Genomic DNA, 23,396 nt, shown 5'->3' with positions numbered 1-23,396 from the left:
AAGATGCAGGGAACACAGGAACAGATAATCAGGACGGAATTCTCAGAGATCATGCAGAAATCCTACATCGACTATGCGATGAGTGTTATCATAGCCAGGGCGCTTCCTGACGTCAGGGACGGTCTGAAACCGGTCCAGAGAAGAACACTGTACGATATGTATGAGCTGGGAATCCGCTATGACAGGCCCTATCGGAAGTGCGCCAGAATCGTGGGGGACACCATGGGTAAATATCATCCCCATGGAGACAGCTCCATCTATGAATCCCTGGTTGTGATGGCACAGGATTTCAAAAAAGGAATGCCCCTGGTGGACGGGCACGGGAATTTCGGTTCGATCGAGGGTGACGGGGCGGCGGCCATGCGTTATACGGAAGCACGCCTGCAGAAGATCACGCAGGAAGCTTTTCTGGGGGATCTGGACAAGAATGTGGTGGACTTCATCCCCAACTTCGACTCTACGGAACAGGAACCCGAGGTGCTTCCGGTCAGGGTGCCGAATCTTCTGGTCAACGGTTCGGAGGGAATCGCGGTGGGTATGTCCACCAGCATCCCGCCTCATAACCTGGGCGAAGTGGTGGAAGCGGTCAAAGCCTACATGCGGCATCCGGATATCACTACGGAAGAACTGATGCAGTATGTGGAGGGGCCTGATTTTCCTACCGGCGGAATCGTGGTCAATAAGGATGAGCTTCTGGACATCTACCGTACAGGGAGCGGAAAGATCCGTCTGCGCGGCAAAGTGGAAGTGGAAGCGGTGAAAGGCGGAAAAGAGCGCCTGGTCATCACGGAGATCCCGTATACCATGATCGGGGCTAATATCGGAAAATTCCTGAATGATGTTTTTAATCTGGTAGAGACGAAAAAAACAAGTGATATCGTAGATATCTCGAACCAGTCCTCGAAAGAGGGAATCCGCATTGTGATCGAGTTAAAAAAAGGCGCGGATGCCCAAAACCTGGAAAATCTGCTCTACAAGAAGACGAGACTGGAAGATACCTTCGGGGTAAACATGCTGGCGGTGGTAAGCGGCCGGCCGGAGACCATGGGGATCAAAGATATTATCCGCCATCACGTGGATTTCCAATATGAGCTGACAACGAGAAAATATCAGACGCTTCTGCAGAAGGAACTGGAAAAGAAAGAGATACAGGAAGGCTTAATAAAAGCCTGTGATGTTATCGATCTGATTATCGAGATCCTCCGGGGCAGTAAAAATATAAAAGACGCCAAAGCCTGTCTGGTCAACGGCGAAACCGGGCCCATAAAATTCAAGAGCAAATTCTCCGAAAAAGCCGCCGCCCAGCTGCAATTCACAGAGCGGCAGGCGCAGGCAATCCTGGAAATGCGGCTGTATAAGCTGATCGGACTGGAGATCGAGGCGTTAATGAAGGCACACAAGGAGACACTGCGCCGAATCGAAGATTACCAGGAAATACTGGAACTTCCGTCGGTCATGTCCCGGGTAATCCAGGAAGAGATGGATGCGATCGTCGCGGAATACTCGGTACCCCGCAGGACCAGGATCGAAAACGCAAAAGAGGCGGTCTTCGAGGAAAAGAAGATCGAAGAGCAGGAAGTCGTGTTCCTGATGGACCGTTTCGGATATGTCAAAACCATCGATGTCTCCGTCTATGACCGAAACCAGGAAGCGGCCGATGCGGAGAACAAATATGTAATCAATTGTATGAATACGGACAAGATCTGCGTATTCACAGACACCGGCAGGCTCCATCTGGTCAAGGTAATGGATGTCCCTTACGGCAGATTCCGTGATAAGGGAACGCCGATGGACAACCTGGGGAATTATGACAGCAGCGGAGAAAACATCGTCTACGTCAACGCTCTGGAACATATCCGCGGGGAGAAGCTTCTATTTGCCACAGAACAGGGGATGTTAAAACAGGTAGACGGCAGTGAGTTCGACGCATCAAAACGGACGATCGCAGCCACTAAGCTTGCAGATCAGGATAAACTGGTCAGTGTGAAGATCGCCGGGAGCTGTACACAGATCGTGCTGCAAACGGTAAGCGGTGTATTCCTGCGTTTCGCGCTGGAAGAAGTGCCCGAGAAAAAGAAAGGGGCGATCGGTGTCAGGGGAATCAAACTGTTAAGAGGGGACGCCCTGGAGCACGTCTATTTCCTCCAGGAAGGACAGGACACGGATGTTCAATATAAGGAAAAGCACGTCCAGCTGAACCGGCTGAAAATCGGTAAGCGGGATACCAAAGGATGTAAGATCCGCCTCTAATGACCGGATATGCTGCGTTTTCTCTTTCAGGTTCATTCCTGCCAGTGACTGCGTCTTGATTCCCTGGCAGCCTTCCGCTTATGGATGGAGCGGGAGGCTGCCACCTGGGATGTTTCCCCGCCCAGGTCCTGATCGGAGGGAAAAACAGGGTGGCGTACTAATTTTTTACATAACTTGCCTCTTTTCCAGACATACTAATTGCAGCGCCATGGAGTATGGTGCTGCATCTGTCTGGAAGAGAGGTTTTTTGAGTGAAGAAGGAAATATCAGCCGTATTAAAGAATAATATTGATTATCTGAATTCAGAACTGAATACCGATAAGAATTTCGACATCATATATCGGACTTTGAAGATCGCAGACCGGCAGGCCGGATTTTATTTTATAGACGGCTTTGTCAAAGATGATATCATGGAAAAAGTGCTGGAATTTTTCTATGGGATCAAGGCGGAAGAGATGGCAAAAGACATGCATGAATTTTCCCATCAATTCCTTCCGTATGTGGAAGTGGACATCCTGGATAACTGGAATGCGATACTTACCAACATTCTTTCCGGTGTGCTCTGCCTGTTCATTGACGGATATGATTCCTGTCTGGCGATCGATTGCAGAACCTATCCCATGCGCAGCGTGGAAGAACCGGAGAAGGATAAGACGCTGCGGGGCTCCAGAGACGGCTTTGTGGAAACGGTCGTCTTTAACACCGCACTGATCCGAAGACGAATCCGCAGTCCAAAGCTGTCGGTGGAGATGCTTCAGGTTGGAAGAAGCTCCCGAACCGATGTAGTCGTGTGTTCCATGGACGACCGGGTAGACACCCAGTTTCTGGAGCGGATGAAGGAACGGATTAAGAACATTCAGGTAGATTCCCTGACCATGAACCAGGAAAGCCTGGCCGAATGCCTGTACCACCGGAAATGGTTTAATCCCTTTCCCAAATTAAAACATACCGAACGGCCGGACACCGCCGCATCCGCTCTTCTGGAGGGTAATATCATTATTCTGGTGGACAATTCCCCCTCCGCCATGATACTGCCGACCTCTATTTTTGACATTGTAGAAGAGGCGGACGACTACTATTTTCCCCCGGTCACAGGCACTTACCTGAGGTTATCCCGCTTCGCCATCACGCTGATGACGTACCTGCTGACGCCCCTGTTCCTTCTTCTGATGCAGAACCCCCAGTGGATTCCCGAAAGCTTTGCCTTCATCATGGTAAAAGACCAGGTCAATATCCCGATCCTGTTCCAGTTCCTGATCCTGGAGCTGGCCATCGACGGACTGCGTCTGGCCGCATTGAATACCCCCAGTATGCTGACCACTCCCTTAAGTGTAATCGCCGCCCTGGTTCTGGGAGAATTTTCCGTCAACTCCGGTTGGTTCAACTCGGAAGTCATGCTATACATGGCCTTCGTAGCGGTGGCCAACTACAGTCAGGCCAGCTTTGAGCTGGGCTACGCCCTGAAATTCATGCGGATTATCACCTTGATCCTGACAGCCCTGTTTAACCTTTTCGGATTCGTAGCGGGTATATTAATTACGATCATCTCCATCGCCCTGAACCGTACCCTTTCCGGCAAGAGCTATCTGTATCCCCTGATCCCCTTCCATGGGAAACAGCTGTTCCGGAGGATTTTTCGGATTAAGCTGGGATCACAGGGGGGGCGGGAGTCTTGAGGGGGGAATTTAGGTAAGGGCCGGAGCGGGTAGGGGATGGAGAGACGGTTCTTCCTCAGGCTTGGCTATGCCCTGCGCATCAGGCTGCGGTGACCGGCCCGATTCCCGGACTGCTCCAGGCAGCGGGAGCCGTTGGTGTCACTCTGGACGAGCGGAGGGCTTGCGCTGGCAGCAGCTAGGTGAGAAAGAAGCACCGGATTCAGGAACCGGGCCCATTCACCAGGAACGCATGATGCGTTCCCGGCTCAGCGGCCCTTGCGGATCGGCCGTGAAGGCCGCTCCGCATCCTGAATCCGGTGCTTCTTTCTCACCAAGCTGCATGGAAATAGCTCACTTCACTATTAATGAATCATTTTCTGGGAATTTTTGCTTTTTATAATTTTCTGCAACCCAGTTAATAGCCAATTTTTGTAGCTCCTGTAGAATTTCTATGTGTTCCTTATATTTAGCGTTCTTTAAGCATCTACGCTTTTCTGTTAGCGCAATTACATTACTTGCCCTTCGTGTACGCTACTCATAATTTGGGACTCCTTTCCTTTCTATTCCATTTCATAATAAAGTTCCACTGTTCCTGCCACTCATCCTCATTCACAATCGCATCAAACACAGGCTCAAGGAATTTCTGTATTTCCTCAATAACTACAGAAAACTCAAGCGAATCATCTTTTATGGTTTTCAAAAAGAATTTCCAACGCTTCTGCATATCCATATCCCCGGCAAGTGTAAGAATACGCTTGAAACTATATTTATTGTAGGGTGTTCCTCTGCACTCCAGTGTCCTGAATATTGCCGTCTGCAATCTCGCTCCGTCAAAATCAAAAGCCCTCGCCAGATAATAAATATCATAAAAATCCTTCATTCTGCCTGTCAGTTCAAATCGCTGCAGAATCGCATCGAATTTCTCGGCTATAGTGCTTTCAAGAGAATAGGTCATAATGACAGGAGCTTCAAAATCGGGAAGCTGTGTATGGATGGTCCGCTGCTCGGCACAGGGAACAATCACATCTCCCACACCAATATCCACATTAAAGGGGACTCGAACATTTTTTATCTTTCCGATAATCTGTGTACTGATCCCTTGATATTTCCTCTGAGGTGAGATTTCCTCAAATCCTTTTGCACTCATCTCAATATAATCATTGCCTGTAGACGTAGCAAGAATTTTAACGATAAGGGCATTCACCTCGTCCAATGAATTGGAAACGCTGCGAAGCAAGAAGTCTACATCAATTGTTGCTCTGCTTTCAAAATTGGTAAGCGTATAGATAAATAATCCACCCTTGAGAATAAGAGTATCCTCATATCCAGACTTTTAGAGCTTCCGCAAAAATTCTTCCTGCATAAAAAGCTGTAGGCACTGCTGATAGCTGATACCAGCCATCTTTGCCTTATTCTTAAGCTTTGTCAAAACAGATGCCGCTACATCAGCCATCACAGCCACACTCCAATCAGTTCTTTTACACGCTTTTGTATACGCAATACTTTTGCATACTCCATAAGATTCGGTATATTTTTTCTCGGGTCCTTTACATACCCTTGTATTGCCTTATTAAAAATCTCTTTATCCATTTTGTTCATATTCCGCAGTACATCACATATGGTGCGGTCACGGTCATAGATACGGACATCGACATAGTTAATACTACCTTTCGTTTCGCCAAGAGGCACTAAAATTGGCTCAACCCGATATGCTTTTACAAAGGGGTAGTCAATATTTGTACGGCTTCTGGAGACATTTTTATCAATCGCAATATTCCACTCGGCAGGATTGCGGTCATAGTACTGATAGTAAAAGAGAGCAGTTTCCATACAAAGTACCGCATCGGGGAAAAGACGGTTGATAATTTTAATTTCCTGTTCGCCATAAGTTTCCGCCCAATGATAATAGCCTCGTTTTATTTTTTCAATGAAGCCCTCGTTTAATAACTGCTGAATATCAGCATAGTAAATTCTGTAGGAATCCAGTTGGGCTGTTGTCAATATATAATCGTGTTCGGAAAAAATTTTTCTAACAACGTCTATCATTTTTTCATCAAGCATTGTTTTACCTCTATTAAACCACACAAAAATTTTTCATGGATTGTGTACTTTACTATAGTATATCTGATTTTTCCCGAAAAATCAATTTAGTAAAGCACACACGATTGAAATTGATGTTACTATTTACGGCCAACTTTGGTAAATGGGGATTTTGTGGACGAAGGTCCGGGCTGAAGGGAAGCGGCGTGTCTTGGGGAGCCGGGCAGCAAATCCCGCGGGGCCAAATCACTTCGGCCGGACCTAAGAATGGCTAACTCCGAAGACGGGAGAACCTCTTATTGGCAGGGCCCGGAACAAACTCGCCACAGAACGGCTCGGACAGTGTTCCGGGCCCTGCGAGGTTCTCCCGACTTCTGCGTAAGCCATTCTAAGGCCCGGCCTCAAGTGATTTGGCCCCACGGGATTTGCTGCCCGGCTCCCCAAGACACGCCGCTTCCCTTCAGCCCTGCTTTACAAAAGGCTTTTATCGTGTGGAAGGTTCGTAAACGGTGTAAGGTGCTGACACATTGTCAATACAGGCAGATGATAAATACCAGTAGCCTCCATCACAATTCGTATCTCTCCTTCCAATTTTTGCAGCAGTTTGTCAAAGTCTTCTAAATCCTTCTCCACATGCTATCAAAAAGTCTGCACACGATCTCTCCGTATGGCTTAAGCACACAGACCGTGCTTTTTCCTTTTGACACATCAATCCCTGCACTTATCATCTGGAACCTCCCATAACTGTTATTCGTAATTGTTCCAGCCACACGTATTACCATCCAGTTTAGTTGGTTACGCGGGAGCGAATCCCTACCTGCTTAATCGATTGCCTATAATAAGGGGTTGGTTAACGGTTTCCATGACGGATGCAATGACCCAAAAAAGCCTACGTCAGACCAATTACTCCCCTTATTATAAATAAAATAAGTGCAGATGTCAGAGTTAATTACTCTCTAACAACTACACTTTTATGGTACTAAAAAAGCCTATAGTAAAGCAGGGAAGGGAGGGAGGCGGTCCGGCCTTTGGAACCGGGCGGCGAATCCCGTGGGGCCAAATCACTTGAGGCCGGGCCTTAGAATGGCTTACGCAGAGGGTGGGAGAACCTCGCAGGGCCTGGAACACTGTCCGAGCCGTCCTCTGGCGAGTTTGTTCCGGGCCCTGCCAATAAGAGGTTCTCCCGACTTCGGAGTTAGCCATTCTTAGGTCCGGCCGAAGTGATTTGGCCCCACGGGATTCGCCGCCCGGTTCCAAAGGCCGGACCGCCTCCCTCCCTTCCCGGACCCTATCTGGTATGACTTATTTATTTCCCGCCAGCCCTCTGGTTCATAAATCAGATTATGATATTATTAAATATAAAGGGGAACGGACGCTTACCTTATCCCTGTGTCTGAAAGGATTCCCGAACTGCCTGTAATAGTATTGCTGCTGTCTCCACCCGTTCGGCCGCCTTTTCCTCAGAGGCAATACAGAAATGATCTTGGCTGCTTTTCCTGCATACCTTTTCACGCAAACTGCCAGCAGCTCAATCTAATGTCTCTATCAGAACAGGCTCGGACAAAAGTCCCGCCGCGGCCAGTCGGTAGCTGTCTGTCCATGCATCGCCGACCGTCCGCCAGGCGTCCGGGCCGCACCATTTATCCTCACTGTCCGCCTGATGAAGAGCCCCGAACGCATTTTGTCTGGAAATATATGCGGTAATCTCAAGCATATGCCGGCCTGCTGCGGGCCTGCCCAGTTCCGCCTCATACGGCGGATAGGCCAGAGGCCCAAAGTCCTGCCCATCCATCCATATGTGCAGCACATTTGCCCGGTAATGCGGAATGCGTACCCGCAAGTCCCCTCCGCTGCTGTATAATTTTATCCGATACGTGACAGTCCCTCCATAAAAAGCCAGGCCCTGTCTCGTAATATCGTCAAATCCTATTTTTTTCGGGAAAGCCGTGATTCTTTTCCTGCTTCCGCATACCTGTACACCAAAATCACCCAGAAGGTAACACCACTCTGTGTTAGTACGTCTGCCGAACGGGATCGACAGCTCCAGAATATTGGTGCCTTCCTTCAGCTGCGGAAGAGGAATACGGCGTATGGCCCGGTCCGTATACCAGCCTGCGTCGCAAGCTTCGATCTTCTGTCCGTTCCAGATAATCCGTGCCTGCTCCGGATGCTCGACCGCCAGATAGGGACACTCATATGTGATCTCACTTTCCACCTGAAAACGCAGATGAAGTCTGTGGGATGGCACCTCTTTTTCTATCGTCCAGGGCTGTGCCAGAGCCGCTCCTCTTCCGGGCCAGCCTAATTTTTGACGGCATTGGTTATCTGCGCGGAAAAGCTCTGTTTCCCCGCTATACTCTTCCTCGTCCAAACGGAACTCTGCTTTGTCCAGTACAAGCACATTCGGTTCCGATAAGGCAAAAGCCACCCCGGTTTCTATTGGCAGCCGGCGCTCTTCTCTTCTGTCCCCTTCGCCTTTTAGGTTCTCCTGCTTTTTCCCCTGTTCCGTCTCGTACTCTTCAGCCTCTTCTTTTGAAGCAGTTTCCGCGGGAAGAAGCCTTAGCAGCAAACTGTCATAATCATAGAAATAATAGTTGATAATCGTGCCGCCGTTTCCGTGACGATAGGCAACCGTTTCCTCCTTTCCGTTCTGGGTATTGAAAAGAACCGGTGTATAGATACCCTTTATCCACAGTCTGATTTCCCTCTTGCGGGGAATATCTTTATTATAGGGCTCGGTTCCCCGGGCAATAAACAGCCATTTTTCCTGTCCGTCCGATCTCAGCTGATACAGAAGGTTCGTCGTCCGGGTACCGTCCGCTTCTCTCAATTCCACTTCCCGGAAATCATCCAGCGCAGCCAGAAGATCCTGCCGCTCAAACGGAATAACCTGTCCCACCTTCCCCAATTGATGATAGAGGGCTGCAGGCCGGTCTGAGACTACCGCGTCCATATAGCGGGGGGATTTTCCCATGAATATCAGCCGGCCGCCCTGTTCCCGGAACTTTTCCAATCGATCCAACGTACTTTTGCGCAGAGTCTCGCACTCGGGAACCACGACGGCATCGTAACTCATTTCTCCAACATGAAGCGGCGCTCCGCCCTCAGGGCACTGGAACGGCAGCTGTGACTCACAGATATAATCAAAATCAATCCCTCCGAAAAGCAGCCATTCCGTTACATTTTGAAAATTCTCATCCATCTGCTGCCGGATATCCGCGGTCTGATCGGAAGGCCCCCAGTGCAGCCAGTAACTCTCAATGGGATGTACCACACCGACCCGCACGACTGCTTTCCCCCTGGTTAACGCCGTATTCACCCGCGCGAAGTGATCCTCCACATATCCAAACTCCCGGTACCAGGGGGACTGATATCCGAAGGTGGCCGGGAAATCCCTCTTGGCCTCACCTTCCATTGAAACCCAGGACAGATGCGGTACCCGCAGTGTAACTCCCAGGGCTGCCTGCCAGTCCCCATGCAGCTTATAATCCCGAAAATCGGAAGTCCAGCCGGTCACCCCATACAGTTCGCTCATGACGCCTTCCCGTCCATACTGATGCGCCATGGACTGGGCCTGTTTCACAGTCGTGTATTCCAGGTCCCACCGAAGCATATCCACGCCCGGGATATCGATGCCCCGGTAAGAACGCATCGCCTCTCCGAGAGCCGCGCACTGGGATTCCAGGGTGGGCTCCTCCATCAGATGTCCAGTCAGCAGCAGATGATACCTGCGGCACCATTCCCCGTAGGTATCGGCAAATGCCTCGGTAAAACGCTCGGCCACATGATCGTGATAGCGGTATCTGGTTACAGACACCTCCTGATCCGGCAGCTCCCAGATCAGTTCCGGCAGCTTTTCCAGCAGGCTGCTGTCATAGGCTTCACAAAATGTATCTTCCAGGTCATCGGTCCAGGGCAGCGTCACATCCATTTTACTTCCGGCAAAGTTCAGCGTGTGTTTTCTGGAAAATTGCGGTTCATCTGTAAATACAGCAGGTACGGACTTGCCGAAATCCTCACCGATTCTGGTTTTATATCGCTCATGGGTCACTTCCAGGAACCGCTCTACCGCCCGCTTGTCCAATGTATTGCTGTAGGTCTGGTTATTATACCAGGGATTTGGCTGGGCAGTTTCCAGATAGGCATACCAGACATCGCCTCTTGGCTCTTCCCCCTCCGGCAGCAGCCGGTATCCGGCCAGGCATCCCTGCCTGTCCAATTCAATATCATATCTGGCCAAAAGCGTCCCCTTCCCGTTTCTCAAGGGCTGTGACAGGAAGCCGCCCGGTGTTTCCATCCCTCCCAGTTCTTCATAGGACCAGGGTGTAAACAGCAGATACTTCTGCCGGTACTGCTCGTCCTGCGTCACAATCCCCCCGGCCGCGCCTGATGACCAGCGGTCCTCATCATAGAGCCAGGCCAGCATCTGTCTCTTTTTGGCCTCCTTCACACATTCCTGTACGATCTGCATATATTCGTCGCTCAGATAGGGGGTATCCATTCCGGTTCTCACGTGCATGAAAAACCCGCCGAATTTCATCTCCTGCAAATCCGCGATCTGCTTACGCAGTTCTTCCGTCTCCAGCTTACAGTTCCAGGACCAGAAAGGGGCGGCCCGGTATTCGCTGGTGGGGTTTTGGAACAGCTTTGGTGAAAATGGGGTGTTATAAGACTGCTTATACAACATTCGTTTATCTCCTTTATGTGAACGGTGTCAATCTACGTTTGAGAGACTGTCGCTGATGCGGTGGTACGGTCGGGGACATGTCCAAATTGATTTGGGACATGTCCAAACTGAAATGGACATGTCCCAAACCGAAATGGACATGTCCCAAATCGATCTTATGGTATTACTTTATATACTGCCGCCTGGGCAGCTTCCCGGTTCGCGGACAGGATATAGTCACCATCCGCGCCGTTATAGATCATGGCGTTGCTGGGGCCTGCGTTCTCATCCACCGTATGAATCCCAAACTTCCGGGCAGCTGCATCCCAGGAGATAACGAAGAGCTGTTGTTTCCCCCGCCTGCATCCGCCGAGGAATACCGGCTGGCCATTCAGTCTGCCGCTCCTCACTACATGGTAGAATTCCGTGACTTCCGGATGCTCGAACACCTGCCGGTATTCTCCGTCTATCTCTTTGTAGATCCGATAATAACAGCCGTGGAATTCTTCTATAACCGCCAGTTCTTCCACACCGTCCCCGTCGATGTCGATCAGGTCAATATCGCTGGAGGCACGGTCTAAGATCTTCTCTACCGTCCAGTCCGCAGCAGCATTCTCAGGGGGAGTGACGCGGAATACGCCTTCACGGCCGGCGATGTATGCGATATCCTTACCGTCCACCGTTTTTTTGCAGAAGCCGTGGTTCTGGTAGATCCCGACCGGAAGGGGGGTAAGTGTAATCCCGTCGTTCAGATCCTCCGGCAGTTTGGCCGCATAGAGATGACCGGGCAGCGACCAGTCCTCCCGTGTGGCTTTGTGCTCCGCCAGAGTAGCGCAGATCAGATAGGTACCGCCTGCTCCGTTGAGTACATCAAACCGGTGAAGATAGGGAAGGGTAAATAATTCCTGCACCCGGTATCCATCCCCTTCTTTCCGGCACCAGACCAGCTCTGCTTCCTCCCAGTCGTAGAGACGGTAGAACTTCTGTACCGCCAGGAAGCCTTTTCCTTCCCCCAGCGGCACCATGCTCATAGTTCCGCCCGGTTCCTCCCACACGGTCTTCTTATTTTCAAAAGAGCTGCAGTCGAAGGCCACGCAGCCGCCAACTTTCCCCTCGGTGGCCCAAAAGGCATAATCGTTTCCATCCTCCGGCATTACGGCAACACTGTAACACCGCTCCATGTCGCACAAGACTTTTTTCTGAAATTTCATATTTACCTCCCTGCTTACAGAATCGACCGGAACGGAGTGTTGGGTTCCTCGATAAAGCAGTCGGAAAAGCCTCTGTCATGATGATACTGGCGCTTCTCCTTGTCGGCAGGATATACATATTTTCCTCCCACCTCCCAGATAAACGGGTGGAACTGATAGTTCAGACGGTATTTTTTCATCTCGTAGAGCACTTCGATCTCCCGGGTGTCCGCCATGAAATTCGTCCATACGTCATAGTGGATCGGAATCACCACCTGGCAGTTCAGCGCTTCCCCCATGCGCAGGATATCGCAGGAAGTCATCTTATCCGCGATTCCTACAGGATTCTCTCCATAGGAGCCGAAAGCCACATCGATCTTGTGGTCCTTGCCGTGTTTTGCAAAATAGATGGAGTAGTGGCTGTCGCCGCTGTGGTAAATGTTGCCGCCCGGGGTTTTGATCAGATAGTTCACCGCTTTTTCATCCATGTCATCCGGGCAGGTATGGCGGATATCTTCTTCCCCGTTTGTGGTGACCAGGCAGGTTCTGTCAAAAGATTCCAGCGCTAAGATTTCAATGTCCTTCACTTTTACGCTGTCACCAGGTTTCACCTCAATGAAACGGTCCTCCGGTACTCCCCAGGAACGCCACAGTTCGATGGATTTCTTCGGTCCGATGAAGGGGACCTTCTCCTCTACATTGCGCAGCACCGCGGCAGCGTAGTTGGGATCCATATGATCCTGATGATAATGGGTCGCCAGCACCGCATCCACATGTTTTACCGCAAATGGATCGATCACAAAGGGAGTGGCCCTCAGGTTCGGCTGCAGCAGCCTTCCGCCGCACATGTTAGCCATCTGGTGCCCTTTGGCCATGTATTTATTTTGTTTTGACCTCTTGCCGTTTCCGCACCACAGGTCGATACTGATGTTGCAGCCGCCCGGGGTTTTCAGCCACAGCCCGGTGCAGCCCAGCCACCACATAGCCACATTTCCGGGCTTTACTTCCTCTTCCTCAATCTCTTCATTTAACCAGGTACCCCATTCCGGGCAGCTGCTCATGATCCAGCTTTCCCTGGTGATTTCGTCTATTTTTGCCATAGTCTGCCTCCTCATTTCTTTAATTCTTTATGCGCTCTTCCATTATGTAAATACAAATATTACTATGTCAGATATGTCCGATTACACCGTCTCACATCACTTTGTGCCCTGCCGTTGTGCATACAGAGCTAATTTAGCAAAAAAATCCTCCAGTATGTAACGGCTGTTCACCCGTTGGTATACTTTTATCTCACGGTTGTCCGGCCCGTCAGCGTAGGTCATAACAGATCGGATACCGGGCGCTCTTCTTATTTCATATCCAAACAGCTGATCGGCCAGAAGCACCCCGATCCCCGGCGAGTCACCCAGGCACCAGAATTCTCCGGTCCGGTTGGTAGCCATGGAGGCGGATGTGTGGCTGCACTGTTCCAGCTGTTCAAACAGATACGCGCCCAATATCCCGCACCCTTTTACCTTATACTGCAGCTCCGCCATGGAAACCAGGACCTCCGAATAGACATCTCTGGGAATCTGCCACAAAGGCAGGTCCGAATGCATGACGATCCGGGCCGCCAGGATATCATTGCTCAGATTATATTCAAAACCACCGAAAGGATATGCCCCGCCGCCGATCCAGATACAGGTTAGCTTCTGTGCGATGGATGGTTCGCAGATCCAGGCCAGGGCCACATCGGTCAGAGGCCCCATACATACCACGTATAACGGCTCATTTGTATCTTCCCGAAGTGCTTCTTCTATGATAAACCGCGCGCCTTCAGATGGGGCTCCCTGTCCCGGTGCCGCCAAAGCGCCGTCCGAAATCAGCTGTCCGTCCCGCTGTGTCAACGGCTCTTTTGCACCCGGAAAAGCCAGGTCTGCCGGCAGTCCCATCAATTGTAAGATATGCTTTGCTTCCGTATAGCTATCCTGCATACTGTGGGGGCTTCTCACGTCTCCAAAATGGGCGGCCACGATCCCCCGGTTGTCAAATTTGGGGCTTAACAGAGCATGTATGATCGCAAAGGGATCATCGGCCTCATTTTTCACATCCGAATCGATGATCAGCCGGATTCTCTTCCCTTCCGGTATCTTATAGTCGTATTCATCGTAAATCATTGTCACGCCTTCACGGCTCCGGCCATTCCTTCTACGAACTGGCGCTGGAATACAATGTAAATAATCAGGATTGGTATTATTGAAACCAGCACACCTGCGCTTAACAGACCGTAATCCGTACTGAATTCTCCCATAAAGCTTAGCAGCCCGTTCGGTACCGTCTTCATCGTATCCTTGGTAATCAATACGCTCTGCAGAAGGAATTCGTTCCAGGTGTTCAGGAAATCCAGGATAAACATAGTCGCCACAGCCGGTTTTGCAACAGGCATGATGATATTGGCGTAAAGTCTGTATTTTCCGCATCCGTCGATGGCGGCCGCCTCATCCAGTTCATTCGGTATGGACCGGAAAAATCCGCGGAATACCAGTGTTCCCAGAGGAATTCCAAAACCGATGTAGGTAAAGATCAGGCACAGATATGTATTATTCAGATGCAGTCTGGAGTACATGATATTTAACGGAATCAGGGCCATCTGTACCGGCAGCATCATTCCGACCAGGATAAAAATAAACAGCGCGTTGCTGTGGGGAAGCTTCATTCTGGTCAATGCGAATGCGCACATCGAAGAGATCAGCACTCCCAGCGGAACCTTGATCAGACATACCATGATGCCGTTCGCCATGAATCTGCCGAGATTTCCGTTTACCCAGGCTTTCGAGAAGTTACTCCACTGAATCGTATCCGGGATGGAAAACAGATTCAGGTTTGAAAAGAACTCACTGGTGCTGCGGATGGCAGACAAGAACAGCATGAGCAGGGGAATGACCCAGATCAGCGCTACCAGCGTCAGCACGATATAAAAGAGGATTTTCTTTATACTTTTTTTCTTCACTTTCCACCGCTCCCATCTAGTCTTCTTTTGTGGAGTATATTACATACGGGACAATGATCACCATCATGATCGCCATCATAACCGTAGCGACAGCGCTTCCCGCCCCCAGGCTGTTGTACGAAAAGGTCTGGTTATACATATACGTGGCCAGTGTCTGCGTGGCATTCGCCGGCCCGCTGTCCGTCATAACATAGACAATATCGTACACCTTCATGGATGCGATGATCTGTGTTGCCAGCACGATAACAAAGGTTTCTTTCAGCATCGGAACGATGACCCGGATGAACAGGCTGAACTTTCCGGCTCCGTCGATTTTGGCTGCTTCCAGAACATCCGACGACATGGTCTGAAGTCCTGCCAGGAAGTACAGCATCGGCTGTCCCAGGCCCTGCCACAGCGCCGCGATGAACACACAGTACAGCGCGATTTTGGGATTGGACAGGTAGGCCCCCTTTAAGGAGTCCAGCCCCAGAGCGTCCAGGAACGTATTGATCATACCGAAGTTAGGGTTATACATCCATTTCCAGATAATACCTACGATAATCCAGGAAAGCATGTAAGGGAAATAGAAAATCGACCGGTAAATGATACGCCCTTTAAAATGATTGTTCAGCACCAATGCCAGGAGCAATGCCAGGACAACGGTGATACAGACCGTCAGCACGATCCATATGATATTATTTTTCAGGGCAATTCGAAACACTGCGTCATTGGTAAATAAATTCACATAATTCTTGATGCCTATGAATTTTTTCTCTGAGATTCCATTCCAGTCAAAAAAACTTAAGACCACGGAATAAAAGGTCGGAAAAACGATGATGATAAAATAGATGATCAAAGCCGGAGCCAAAAAAGATAGTGTTTTCAGCCGTTCCTTCGTCTTCAACTTGTGAACCTCCCATCTGTGTTAATATGCAGGGGCTGCCGGGAAATCATACCAGATATTGATGTGACATCTGCAGTCACGTTTCCTATCTGATAGGACTTATCCATTTCCCGACAGCCCTCTGCGTATATTCATCTGCCTATATTACTTATTTGCCGCTTTGTAAGAATCGATGGCAGCCTGAATCTGCGCACCTGCCTGAGAGGGTTCGATACTTCCCAATAATACTGCCTCTTCCGTAGCGAATACAACATCCATGATCTCGTTCGGAACGTTCTGGTCGGTGGTGGTATAGCTTCCGGCTTCGTCGATCATTTCCAGAAGGCCGTCTGCCAGTGCCATGGAGTCGGAAAGTTTTGCACCTGCCACAGCGGTAGGCTGCTCGATCGAAGCGTGGGCCGCCAGACTTTCGTCACTGTAGTAGTACTCCCAGAACAGCATAGCTGCTTCAAACTGGTCATCGGTCAGGTTCTTGTTAAACTGGGTAGTCTTTACATAGGAAGAAATTCTTCCGGTTTTTCCATCCTGTCCGGTAGGCAGTGCAAAGAAGGAGTACTGTGAGGTGTCATATCCGTTTGCCACCACGTCGGAGGCCATACCGGAGTTATCCATTACCATTGCGCTGCTGCCGCTGAATACATACATCTTCGCATTGTTGGCGTCTTCTGTCACATAACCGTCGATGAAGTATCCTTTGTCGCCCCAATCTTTTAATTTTGCGAATGCATTGGTTACTGCTTCTGATTTGGACCAGTCTGCTTCCAGAGCATTTAATGCGTCATGTTCTTCCGGACCCGCGTAGTACTCAAGCAGAGCTTCCAGGTATCTGAAAATGTGCCATCCGCCTGTTGAGAAGGATGCCTGGCCGTTTTCTTTCAGGGTTGCACATACCTGTTCCAGTTCTTCGAATGTAGTCGGAACTTTCAGACCGTATTTATCAAAAATGTCTGTCCGGTACCATAATACCAGTCCGGTGTAGACCTGAGGGAAGGCAATGATCTTGCCGTCGTCTGTTTTACAGAGATCCAGCGCGGATTTCACATATTTGTTTTCCCAATCGTGTTCCGCTGCATATGCGGACAGATCGTAGCACAGATCTGCGGATGCATAGTAGTTCGCGTAGTTATAACCGCCCCAGTTGTACCACATATCCGGAAGGGTTCCTGAGGAAGCCGCCACCTTGGTGTTTGTCTTGATATCGTCCGTAGAATAGAAGGTGGGCTCGATCTTGATGTTCGGATACAGCTTCGCAAAGTCCGCGATCACCTGCTCGTCCGCATCTTTATGCCAGGTAGGAGACCAGAAAGTCAGGGTTACTTCTTTATCAAACTTCGCACCATCTGCGCTGCCGGCATCCGATGCCGAGTCCGTCGCAGCCGGAGCCTGTGATTCCGCCGCGGCGGGTTCTTTGGACGCCTCAGGCTGTGTCTCTTCTTTGGAACCGCAGCCAGCTAACATAGAAGCCATCATAGTCAAGACTAAGGTACATGCTAGTAATCTTTTTTTCATCTTTTTCCTCCATTCTGTGCGTCTTTCAGCACATACAGGTATGGGTGAACATCCTTTGTTCAACCGTTCCCTCCTGCGTTTTCGCATTTCATAAATTATTAATTCATTTTTTTGAAACAGCAGTCTTGTCCGGCGCCTGGCAAATCCTTGCTGTCTCCCCACAGAATCATTTGGCGAAATTGCACATTTGCTCAATTCGTTTGCCTTTTCTCCAGAGATATTGTAACATTTTCTCATATATTTGGCAATACGCTTAAAAAATAAGCACATATGTTACTTTTTTATTGCAACATTTGTGCTTATTTCAATTATTTTGGCTTGATCACGACAGTTTTACCATTTTTTCCGCTGTCGAGCTATCCGAAATCAGCACATCCACGAAGCCGCCCTTGATCGCTCCCAGCAAAGCTTCCGCTTTCACTTCGCCGGTATCCACCACTATGACTTCCTTTATCTTACGGATGTCCTCCAGCTCGATACCGACACATCTGCGGTTCCAGGCATTATCCAGAATCTTGCCGTCCTTATTGAAAAATCTGGCGCCCAGGCAGCCGATGGCCCCCTGGTCCCGGATCTCGTCGAACATCTCTTTCGTCATATACCCCAGCCACGGGTTGGAATCCGTTACCTTCTCCAGCGTTCCGATACTGGTAAGCACGATATCCGCATGAGTGGCCAGCGACAGGGTGTTCGCCACATTCTTATCCTTCATGATCTGATTCTTCACATAGATATCCGGCACAAACAGCGGGGAGTTCAGCCCGTAGACGATACCTCCGTACTTGGATGCCAGCCGGTTGGCGATATTGTCACTGTTGCTCATCAGATTCGTGGTCGCTGCCGATCCCATAATCTGTACGATGTCGATAGGGATCTCCTCCACATCGGTGATCGCCTCCACCGTCCGGCGGATCGTTCCGCCCCAGGAGATTCCCACGATCATTTTCCGGTTGATCTTTTCTTTCAAAAGAGCCGCAGCCAGTTTTACCACACCGTCTCTTACTTCCTCTTCCGTCTTCTGGCCGCTGTTGTAGAGCTGCACTTCCTTCAGCTGAAACCGCTCCTTTAAGCGCTCCTCAAAGGAGTGATTTCTTTCCAGGATGTGATTGATACGGAATTCCACCACGCCCATCTCGTGCGCCTTTTTCAGAATCCTGGAAATCCGTGCCCTGGACAGATACAGCTGGTTCCCGATCTCCTCCTGTGTCATATCCTTCTCATAATACATCGAAGCCACTTCCGTCATGAGACTTAGCTGCACCATTTCCTTCTTATTCATCTCAATCCCCTCCTTCTCATACCGTCACGCACCTTCCAGCGCCTGGTATAACCGCTTCCTCTTTTGCATAATCTCCCGGTAGATCTGAGTGTTCTCCTGTACCGGCTTATAGCTTTCTTCCCCTGCGGCCAGCAGCTTTCGCGCTTCCTCCGGTCCTTTCACCAGCCCCAGTGCCATGGCGGCGCTTAAGAACGCTCCCTTCGCCGTAGCCTCCGGGTCCTGTCCCAGCAGCAGTGTACGTCCGCAGGCATCTGCTTGTATCTGGTTAAACAGTACACTCTTCGTCAGCCCTCCGGACAGACAAACTTTCGATGCCGGCCCCGTATATTCCTCTATCACCGACAGGTTTTCCGCCGTCTCAAGGGCGATCCCCTCCAGAAGCGCCCGTGCGAAATCCCCTCTGGTATTATGCAGGGTCACATTCAGGAAGCTTCCGGTGGCACGGCTGTTCCAGTCCGGTGAACCTCTCCCCTGGAAATAGGGAAGTACAATAATGCCTTTCGATCCTACCGGAGACTGCCAGGCCTCCCGGTTCACCTTCTGTATCCCCTCTTCCTTCTCATCGTAAAATTCCCGGAAGAACCATTCATATAAAATAGCCGATGACAACATGCTGGCTTCCACTATGTACTGCCCTTGCACCGCAGAGACGTTGCACAGAAACCGCATATCCGAATCCAGCACCGGTTCCCCAAAGCAGGCGATCAGATAAGCCCCCGTCCCTGTGGTAACCTGGACACTCCCGCTCTCCATCACTCCGGCCCCCAGGGCCCCGCACTGCTGGTCACCGCCCGCCGTCACCACAGGTGTTCCCTCCGCTAATCCGCAGGCCGCGGCAAAGGACGGCGTCAGACGGCCCAGAACCGTACCCTGCGGTATCAGCGGGCATAATTTCTCCCGGTCAATCCCAAACAGGTCAAGCATCTGATCATCCCATTCCAGACTGCGGATATTCATCAGCCCGGTACGGCTTCCATAGGTGTAGTCGGTGGCCCACACGCCGGTCATTTTGTAATGAAGGTAATCAGCCACCGTAACGATCAGCGCGGCTTTCCCGTAGATATCAGGCATCTGCCTTTTGATCCAGGCGGCTTTTACCCCGGAAAACACAGGATACAGGCGGACGCCGGTATGCTCATAGATCTGCCTTTCGCTGCCTCTCAACTCCTCACATACACCGGCGGCCCGTTTGTCCTGCCACATGATCACCTCGGACAGAGGCTCCCCGCTTTGGTCCACCGCCAGCACACAGGACCTAAGTGCCGTGGTCGTGATCCCGATCACCGAAATTCCCCGCTCTGCAGCGGCTTCCCCGCATTTCCCGGCCACCTCAGCCAGATGGTCAAGGTAGACTCCGGCTTTTTGTATCACACAGCAGTCCGATTCGTAGATCGGAATACTTCCCACCGAAGTTTTAAAAATCATATTCCCGTCAAGGTCAAATAAGATCCCTCTCATATTGGAGGTTCCCACATCAACTGCCAGAATTGCTTCCATCATCTTCTCCTCTTTTTCGTGCAACTTTTCGGCTATACATGAGCAAATGTGCCTTTTTGGGTTTAGATATGGATTATTTATGCAATTATGTTATCATATAAAGCACAGATGTGCAAGTTGTTTCATTTGAAAATAAGGAGAAGGAGAATAGTTGTGAAATCGTCGAAAATAGTACTGGACCGTTCTTATGTAGTTGGCAAAATTGACAACCGCCTTTTCGGCTCATTCGTGGAGCATCTGGGACGTTGTGTTTATGAAGGATTGTATGAGCCTTCGCATCCCCTGGCCGATGAATTGGGTTTCCGCAAAGATGTACTGGATATGGTCCGTGATCTGGGTGTATCTCTGATCCGTTATCCCGGAGGTAATTTCGTATCCGGTTTTCACTGGGAAGACTCAGTAGGGCCTGTAACGCAGCGTCCCCGCCGGCTGGATCTGGCCTGGAAGACCACAGAGAGCAACGAAGTGGGACTCCATGAATTCGCAGCCTTTTGTAAAAAAGCGGATGCCGCACTTATGTATTCGATTAATCTGGGCACCCGCGGGGCCGACGACGCCAGGAATGTGGTGGAGTATGCGAATCACGCCGGCGGAACCTACTGGTCCGACCTGCGTATCAAAAACGGCGCCGCAAAACCCTTTGGTATCCCGCTGTGGTGTCTCGGCAATGAGATGGACGCCGCCTGGCAGACCGGTCAGAAGAGTGCGCAGGAGTACGGCCGTCTGGCCAGGGAATCCGCCAAGGTCATGAAACTGGTGGACCCCGGGATCGAGCTGGTCGTGTGCGGTTCCACCGGGCCTGTAATCGAGACCTTCGGGGACTGGGAGCTGACCGTACTGGACGAGTGCTACGACTATGTAGACTACGTATCCCTGCACCGCTACTATGAAAACCCGGAGCATGATACCGCCAGTTTTCTGGCCAACACGCTGGATATGGAGGACTTCATCCACACGGTGACCTGCATCTGCGACACCGTCAAGGGGAAAAAGCACAGGAAAAAGAAACTGAATCTCTCCTTCGACGAGTGGAACGTATGGTATCACACCAAGGGTAAGGATGAGGATCTGATCGCAGCCGGCCGCTGGGGGCAGGCGCTGCCTCTGCTGCAGGATGTCTATAACTTCGAGGACGCCCTTGTAGTCGGCCTGATGCTGATCACCCTGTTAAAGCATGCGGACCGGATCAAGATCTCCTGCCTGGCACAGCTGGTCAACGTTATCGCCCCGATTATGACGGAAAAAGGCGGCGGCGCATGGGCCCAGACCATTTTCTATCCCTTCATGCATGTGGCGAAATACGCAAAGGATACGAATGTTCTGATGACCCTGATCGATACTCCTCTGTACGACTGTAAGAAATATACTTCCGTTCCGTATCTGGACGGGGTTGCCGTTATGGCAGAGGATGCCGGGACCGGAGCATGCAGGACGGTCACCTTATTCTGCGTCAACCGGGATCCCGAGGAGGAACACACAGTCACACTGGATCTGCGCTCCTTTGGCCCCCTGTCACTTAAGGAACATATCCTGCTGCATCATGACAATGTAAACGCATGCAATACACAGTCCGCCCCGTTCTGTGTATCCCCCGCAGCCGGTCCGGGAGGATCGGTGGAAGATCAGGCCGCGGTTCTTTGTGTCCCTGCCCTGAGCTGGAATGTATTCCGGTTCACTGTATGCGAATAAGATCCCGGTCTATGAATAAGCTCCCGGACATATGACCAAGATCCCGGACATATGAACAAGATCCGGACAAGCAGCTATGCAATCCCATTGTGCCTGATATGGCATACGAATGAAAGGAGAATTACTTATGAAATATAAACCCGAAATGGATTCCATCCGCACCCACACCGTTCCCCAATGGTACGATGACTGCAAACTGGGAATCTTCATCCACTGGGGACTCTATTCCGTCCCCGCCTGGGCTTATCCCTCCGGGAAGCTCGGTACCATTCCCTTTGACGAACGGTGGTTCGCCTATAATCCCTATGCGGAATGGTACTGCAACTCCGTGCGCGCAGGATTTGGTCCCACGTATGAACACCATGTAAAAACCTACGGTGCCGATTTTGATTATGAATCCTTTGCTGACTTGTGGAAGGCCGAGCGCTGGGACCCGGCCCAATGGGCGGAGCTATTTAAAAAATCCGGTGCCCGCTATGTGATCCCCACCACGAAGCATCACGACGGATTCTGCCTGTGGAATACGAAGTATACGGATTATAACTCTTACCAAAAGGGTCCCGGCCGTGATCTCATGAAGGAACTGTGCGATGCGGTAAGAGAGGAAGGTATGCGCTTCGGTGTCTATTACTCCGGCATGCTGAACTGGCACGTCACCCACAATGCGATGATGAGCGATTATGAAGTTCATCACCCGAACAATATTACCAATGGATACGCAGACTTCGCTTATAACCAGATGATGGAACTGGTGGATACTTTTGAGCCTTCCGTGCTGTGGAACGATCTGGACTGGCCCCTTAAGGGACTTAACGATCTTCCCTATCTCTTCGCCCATTACTACAATACCGTCCCCGAAGGTGTGGTAAATGACCGCTGGCACGATGTCTGGTATGATTACAAAACCAAAGAATACCACCGGGGCGACAAGTTCCTGGAGCAGAAATGGGAATGCTGCCAGGGTATGGGCTTATCCTTTGGCTATAACCAGGTAGAGACCGACGAACACTATGTAAGCCACAATGAACTGATCACCCTGCTGATCGACACCGTGGCCTACAACGGCAACCTGCTGATCAATGTGGGTCCGAAAGCGGACGGAACAATACCCAAAGAGCAGGAAAGCCGCCTTCTCTATCTCGGAAAATGGATGGAGGTCAACAGCCCTGCCATCTATTCCACGAAGCCGTTCAGCCGTCAAAAAGAGGAGCTGGAAACCGGAGAAGTGGTCTATTATACACAAAATGACACTTCCATCTTCCTGATCGTTACGAATCCGAAGGCCGGTAACAGCACGCTGCGGATTCCGGAACCGGCATTTTCCTGTGATTTCCGCAAGACGCTGGGGAACTTCGGAGCTAATGTGATGATCTCCGAAGGGAATCTGCTGATCGAACTGCTGGATATCCCGGCCGACTCCGCCCCGGTAGTCCTGGAATTCACCAAATAGAGAGGGGACTGGCACGTTCCGTCAGAAGGGCCGGCCAGTTGGTTACAAATGGCGGAAGGGGCCTGTCCCCGGATGCCGGCGCGATACAATAAGCTCCCTTACGGCCAGACAAGCACGTGATACTACTTGTCTGGCCGTAAGGGAGCTTACCCATTCATGCCGGCTTCCGGGGACAGGCCCCATAGGCGCGAACTTAAGAAATTAAACCGGGAAGAATAACCATATGGAATTCGTGATTTTGATTGATTCTATGTCGGTTTCGCATAGACAAAAAACGATAAAACCCCTCATTATTG

The 23,396-nt window shown here is 50.6% G+C and carries 14 protein-coding genes and 2 pseudogenes; 4 read left to right on the top strand and 12 right to left on the bottom strand.

Annotation, left to right across the window (positions count from 1 at the left end; translation table 11 throughout):
- The first annotated feature begins 3 nt into the window (after positions 1–3).
- Both ABC831_RS20330 and ABC831_RS20325 read left to right on the top strand, forming a co-directional pair.
- Positions 4–2,250 (top strand): DNA gyrase/topoisomerase IV subunit A, encoded by a 2,247-nt coding sequence (locus ABC831_RS20330; RefSeq protein ID WP_343249901.1) that lies wholly within the window; start codon positions 4–6, stop codon positions 2,248–2,250.
- Positions 2,251–2,501: 251 nt separating this feature from the next.
- Positions 2,502–3,926: a spore germination protein gene (locus tag ABC831_RS20325; RefSeq protein ID WP_343249900.1), complete on the top strand. Its 1,425-nt coding sequence runs from the start codon at positions 2,502–2,504 to the stop codon at positions 3,924–3,926.
- Positions 3,927–4,440: 514 nt separating this feature from the next.
- Here the strand turns inward: ABC831_RS20325 and ABC831_RS20320 are convergent.
- The 12 genes and pseudogenes from ABC831_RS20320 to ABC831_RS20270 form a co-directional block, all read right to left on the bottom strand.
- Positions 4,441–5,358: pseudogene (locus ABC831_RS20320) on the bottom strand (nucleotidyl transferase AbiEii/AbiGii toxin family protein).
- Positions 5,358–5,966 carry a type IV toxin-antitoxin system AbiEi family antitoxin domain-containing protein gene (locus ABC831_RS20315; RefSeq protein WP_343249899.1) on the bottom strand — a complete coding sequence of 203 codons (609 nt, stop codon included), beginning with the start codon at positions 5,964–5,966 and terminating at the stop codon, positions 5,358–5,360. The pseudogene ABC831_RS20320 and the gene ABC831_RS20315 overlap by 1 nt, the downstream one beginning before the upstream one ends.
- A 507-nt stretch (positions 5,967–6,473) precedes the next feature.
- A pseudogene (locus ABC831_RS26560) lies at positions 6,474–6,673 on the bottom strand (IS110 family transposase); the annotation flags it as partial.
- A gap of 800 nt (positions 6,674–7,473) precedes the next feature.
- Positions 7,474–10,632 (bottom strand): glycosyl hydrolase, encoded by a 3,159-nt coding sequence (locus ABC831_RS20310; RefSeq protein WP_343249898.1) that lies wholly within the window; start codon positions 10,630–10,632, stop codon positions 7,474–7,476.
- Positions 10,633–10,787: 155 nt separating this feature from the next.
- Positions 10,788–11,822 carry a hypothetical protein gene (locus tag ABC831_RS20305; RefSeq protein ID WP_343249897.1) on the bottom strand — a complete coding sequence of 345 codons (1,035 nt, stop codon included), beginning with the start codon at positions 11,820–11,822 and terminating at the stop codon, positions 10,788–10,790.
- A 14-nt stretch (positions 11,823–11,836) separates the two neighbouring features.
- Positions 11,837–12,901, bottom strand: a complete 1,065-nt coding sequence (gene ulaG, locus ABC831_RS20300; protein ID WP_343249896.1) for an L-ascorbate 6-phosphate lactonase — start codon at positions 12,899–12,901, stop codon at positions 11,837–11,839.
- A 96-nt stretch (positions 12,902–12,997) separates the two neighbouring features.
- Complete coding sequence (locus ABC831_RS20295; RefSeq protein ID WP_343249895.1) at positions 12,998–13,957, bottom strand: nucleoside hydrolase; 960 nt, start codon at positions 13,955–13,957, stop codon at positions 12,998–13,000.
- Positions 13,958–13,959: 2 nt separating this feature from the next.
- Entirely contained in the window at positions 13,960–14,790 is an 831-nt protein-coding gene (locus tag ABC831_RS20290; RefSeq protein ID WP_343249894.1) for a carbohydrate ABC transporter permease, read from the bottom strand.
- Between the two features lie 16 nt (positions 14,791–14,806).
- Positions 14,807–15,676 (bottom strand): carbohydrate ABC transporter permease, encoded by an 870-nt coding sequence (locus ABC831_RS20285; RefSeq protein ID WP_343249893.1) that lies wholly within the window; start codon positions 15,674–15,676, stop codon positions 14,807–14,809.
- Between the two features lie 144 nt (positions 15,677–15,820).
- Complete coding sequence (locus ABC831_RS20280) at positions 15,821–17,185, bottom strand: ABC transporter substrate-binding protein (protein ID WP_343249892.1); 1,365 nt, start codon at positions 17,183–17,185, stop codon at positions 15,821–15,823.
- A gap of 322 nt (positions 17,186–17,507) precedes the next feature.
- Positions 17,508–18,464, bottom strand: coding sequence for a sugar-binding transcriptional regulator (locus tag ABC831_RS20275; RefSeq protein ID WP_343249891.1), 957 nt, complete (start codon positions 18,462–18,464; stop codon positions 17,508–17,510).
- 24 nt (positions 18,465–18,488) lie between these two features.
- Positions 18,489–19,964 (bottom strand): FGGY-family carbohydrate kinase, encoded by a 1,476-nt coding sequence (locus ABC831_RS20270; protein WP_343249890.1) that lies wholly within the window; start codon positions 19,962–19,964, stop codon positions 18,489–18,491.
- Between the two features lie 150 nt (positions 19,965–20,114).
- Between ABC831_RS20270 and arfA the strand changes: the two genes are divergently transcribed.
- Positions 20,115–21,650 (top strand): arabinosylfuranosidase ArfA, encoded by a 1,536-nt coding sequence (gene arfA, locus ABC831_RS20265; RefSeq protein WP_343249889.1) that lies wholly within the window; start codon positions 20,115–20,117, stop codon positions 21,648–21,650.
- Between the two features lie 127 nt (positions 21,651–21,777).
- Complete coding sequence (locus tag ABC831_RS20260) at positions 21,778–23,100, top strand: alpha-L-fucosidase (RefSeq protein WP_343249888.1); 1,323 nt, start codon at positions 21,778–21,780, stop codon at positions 23,098–23,100.
- Positions 23,101–23,396: the final 296 nt, after the last annotated feature.

The sequence above is a fragment of the Diplocloster hominis genome, assembly GCF_032380655.1.
GTDB lineage: Bacteria > Bacillota > Clostridia > Lachnospirales > Lachnospiraceae > Diplocloster > Diplocloster hominis.
The sequence above is the reverse complement of the archived record's forward strand: the minus strand, read 5'-3'. Positions and strand labels throughout refer to the sequence as shown.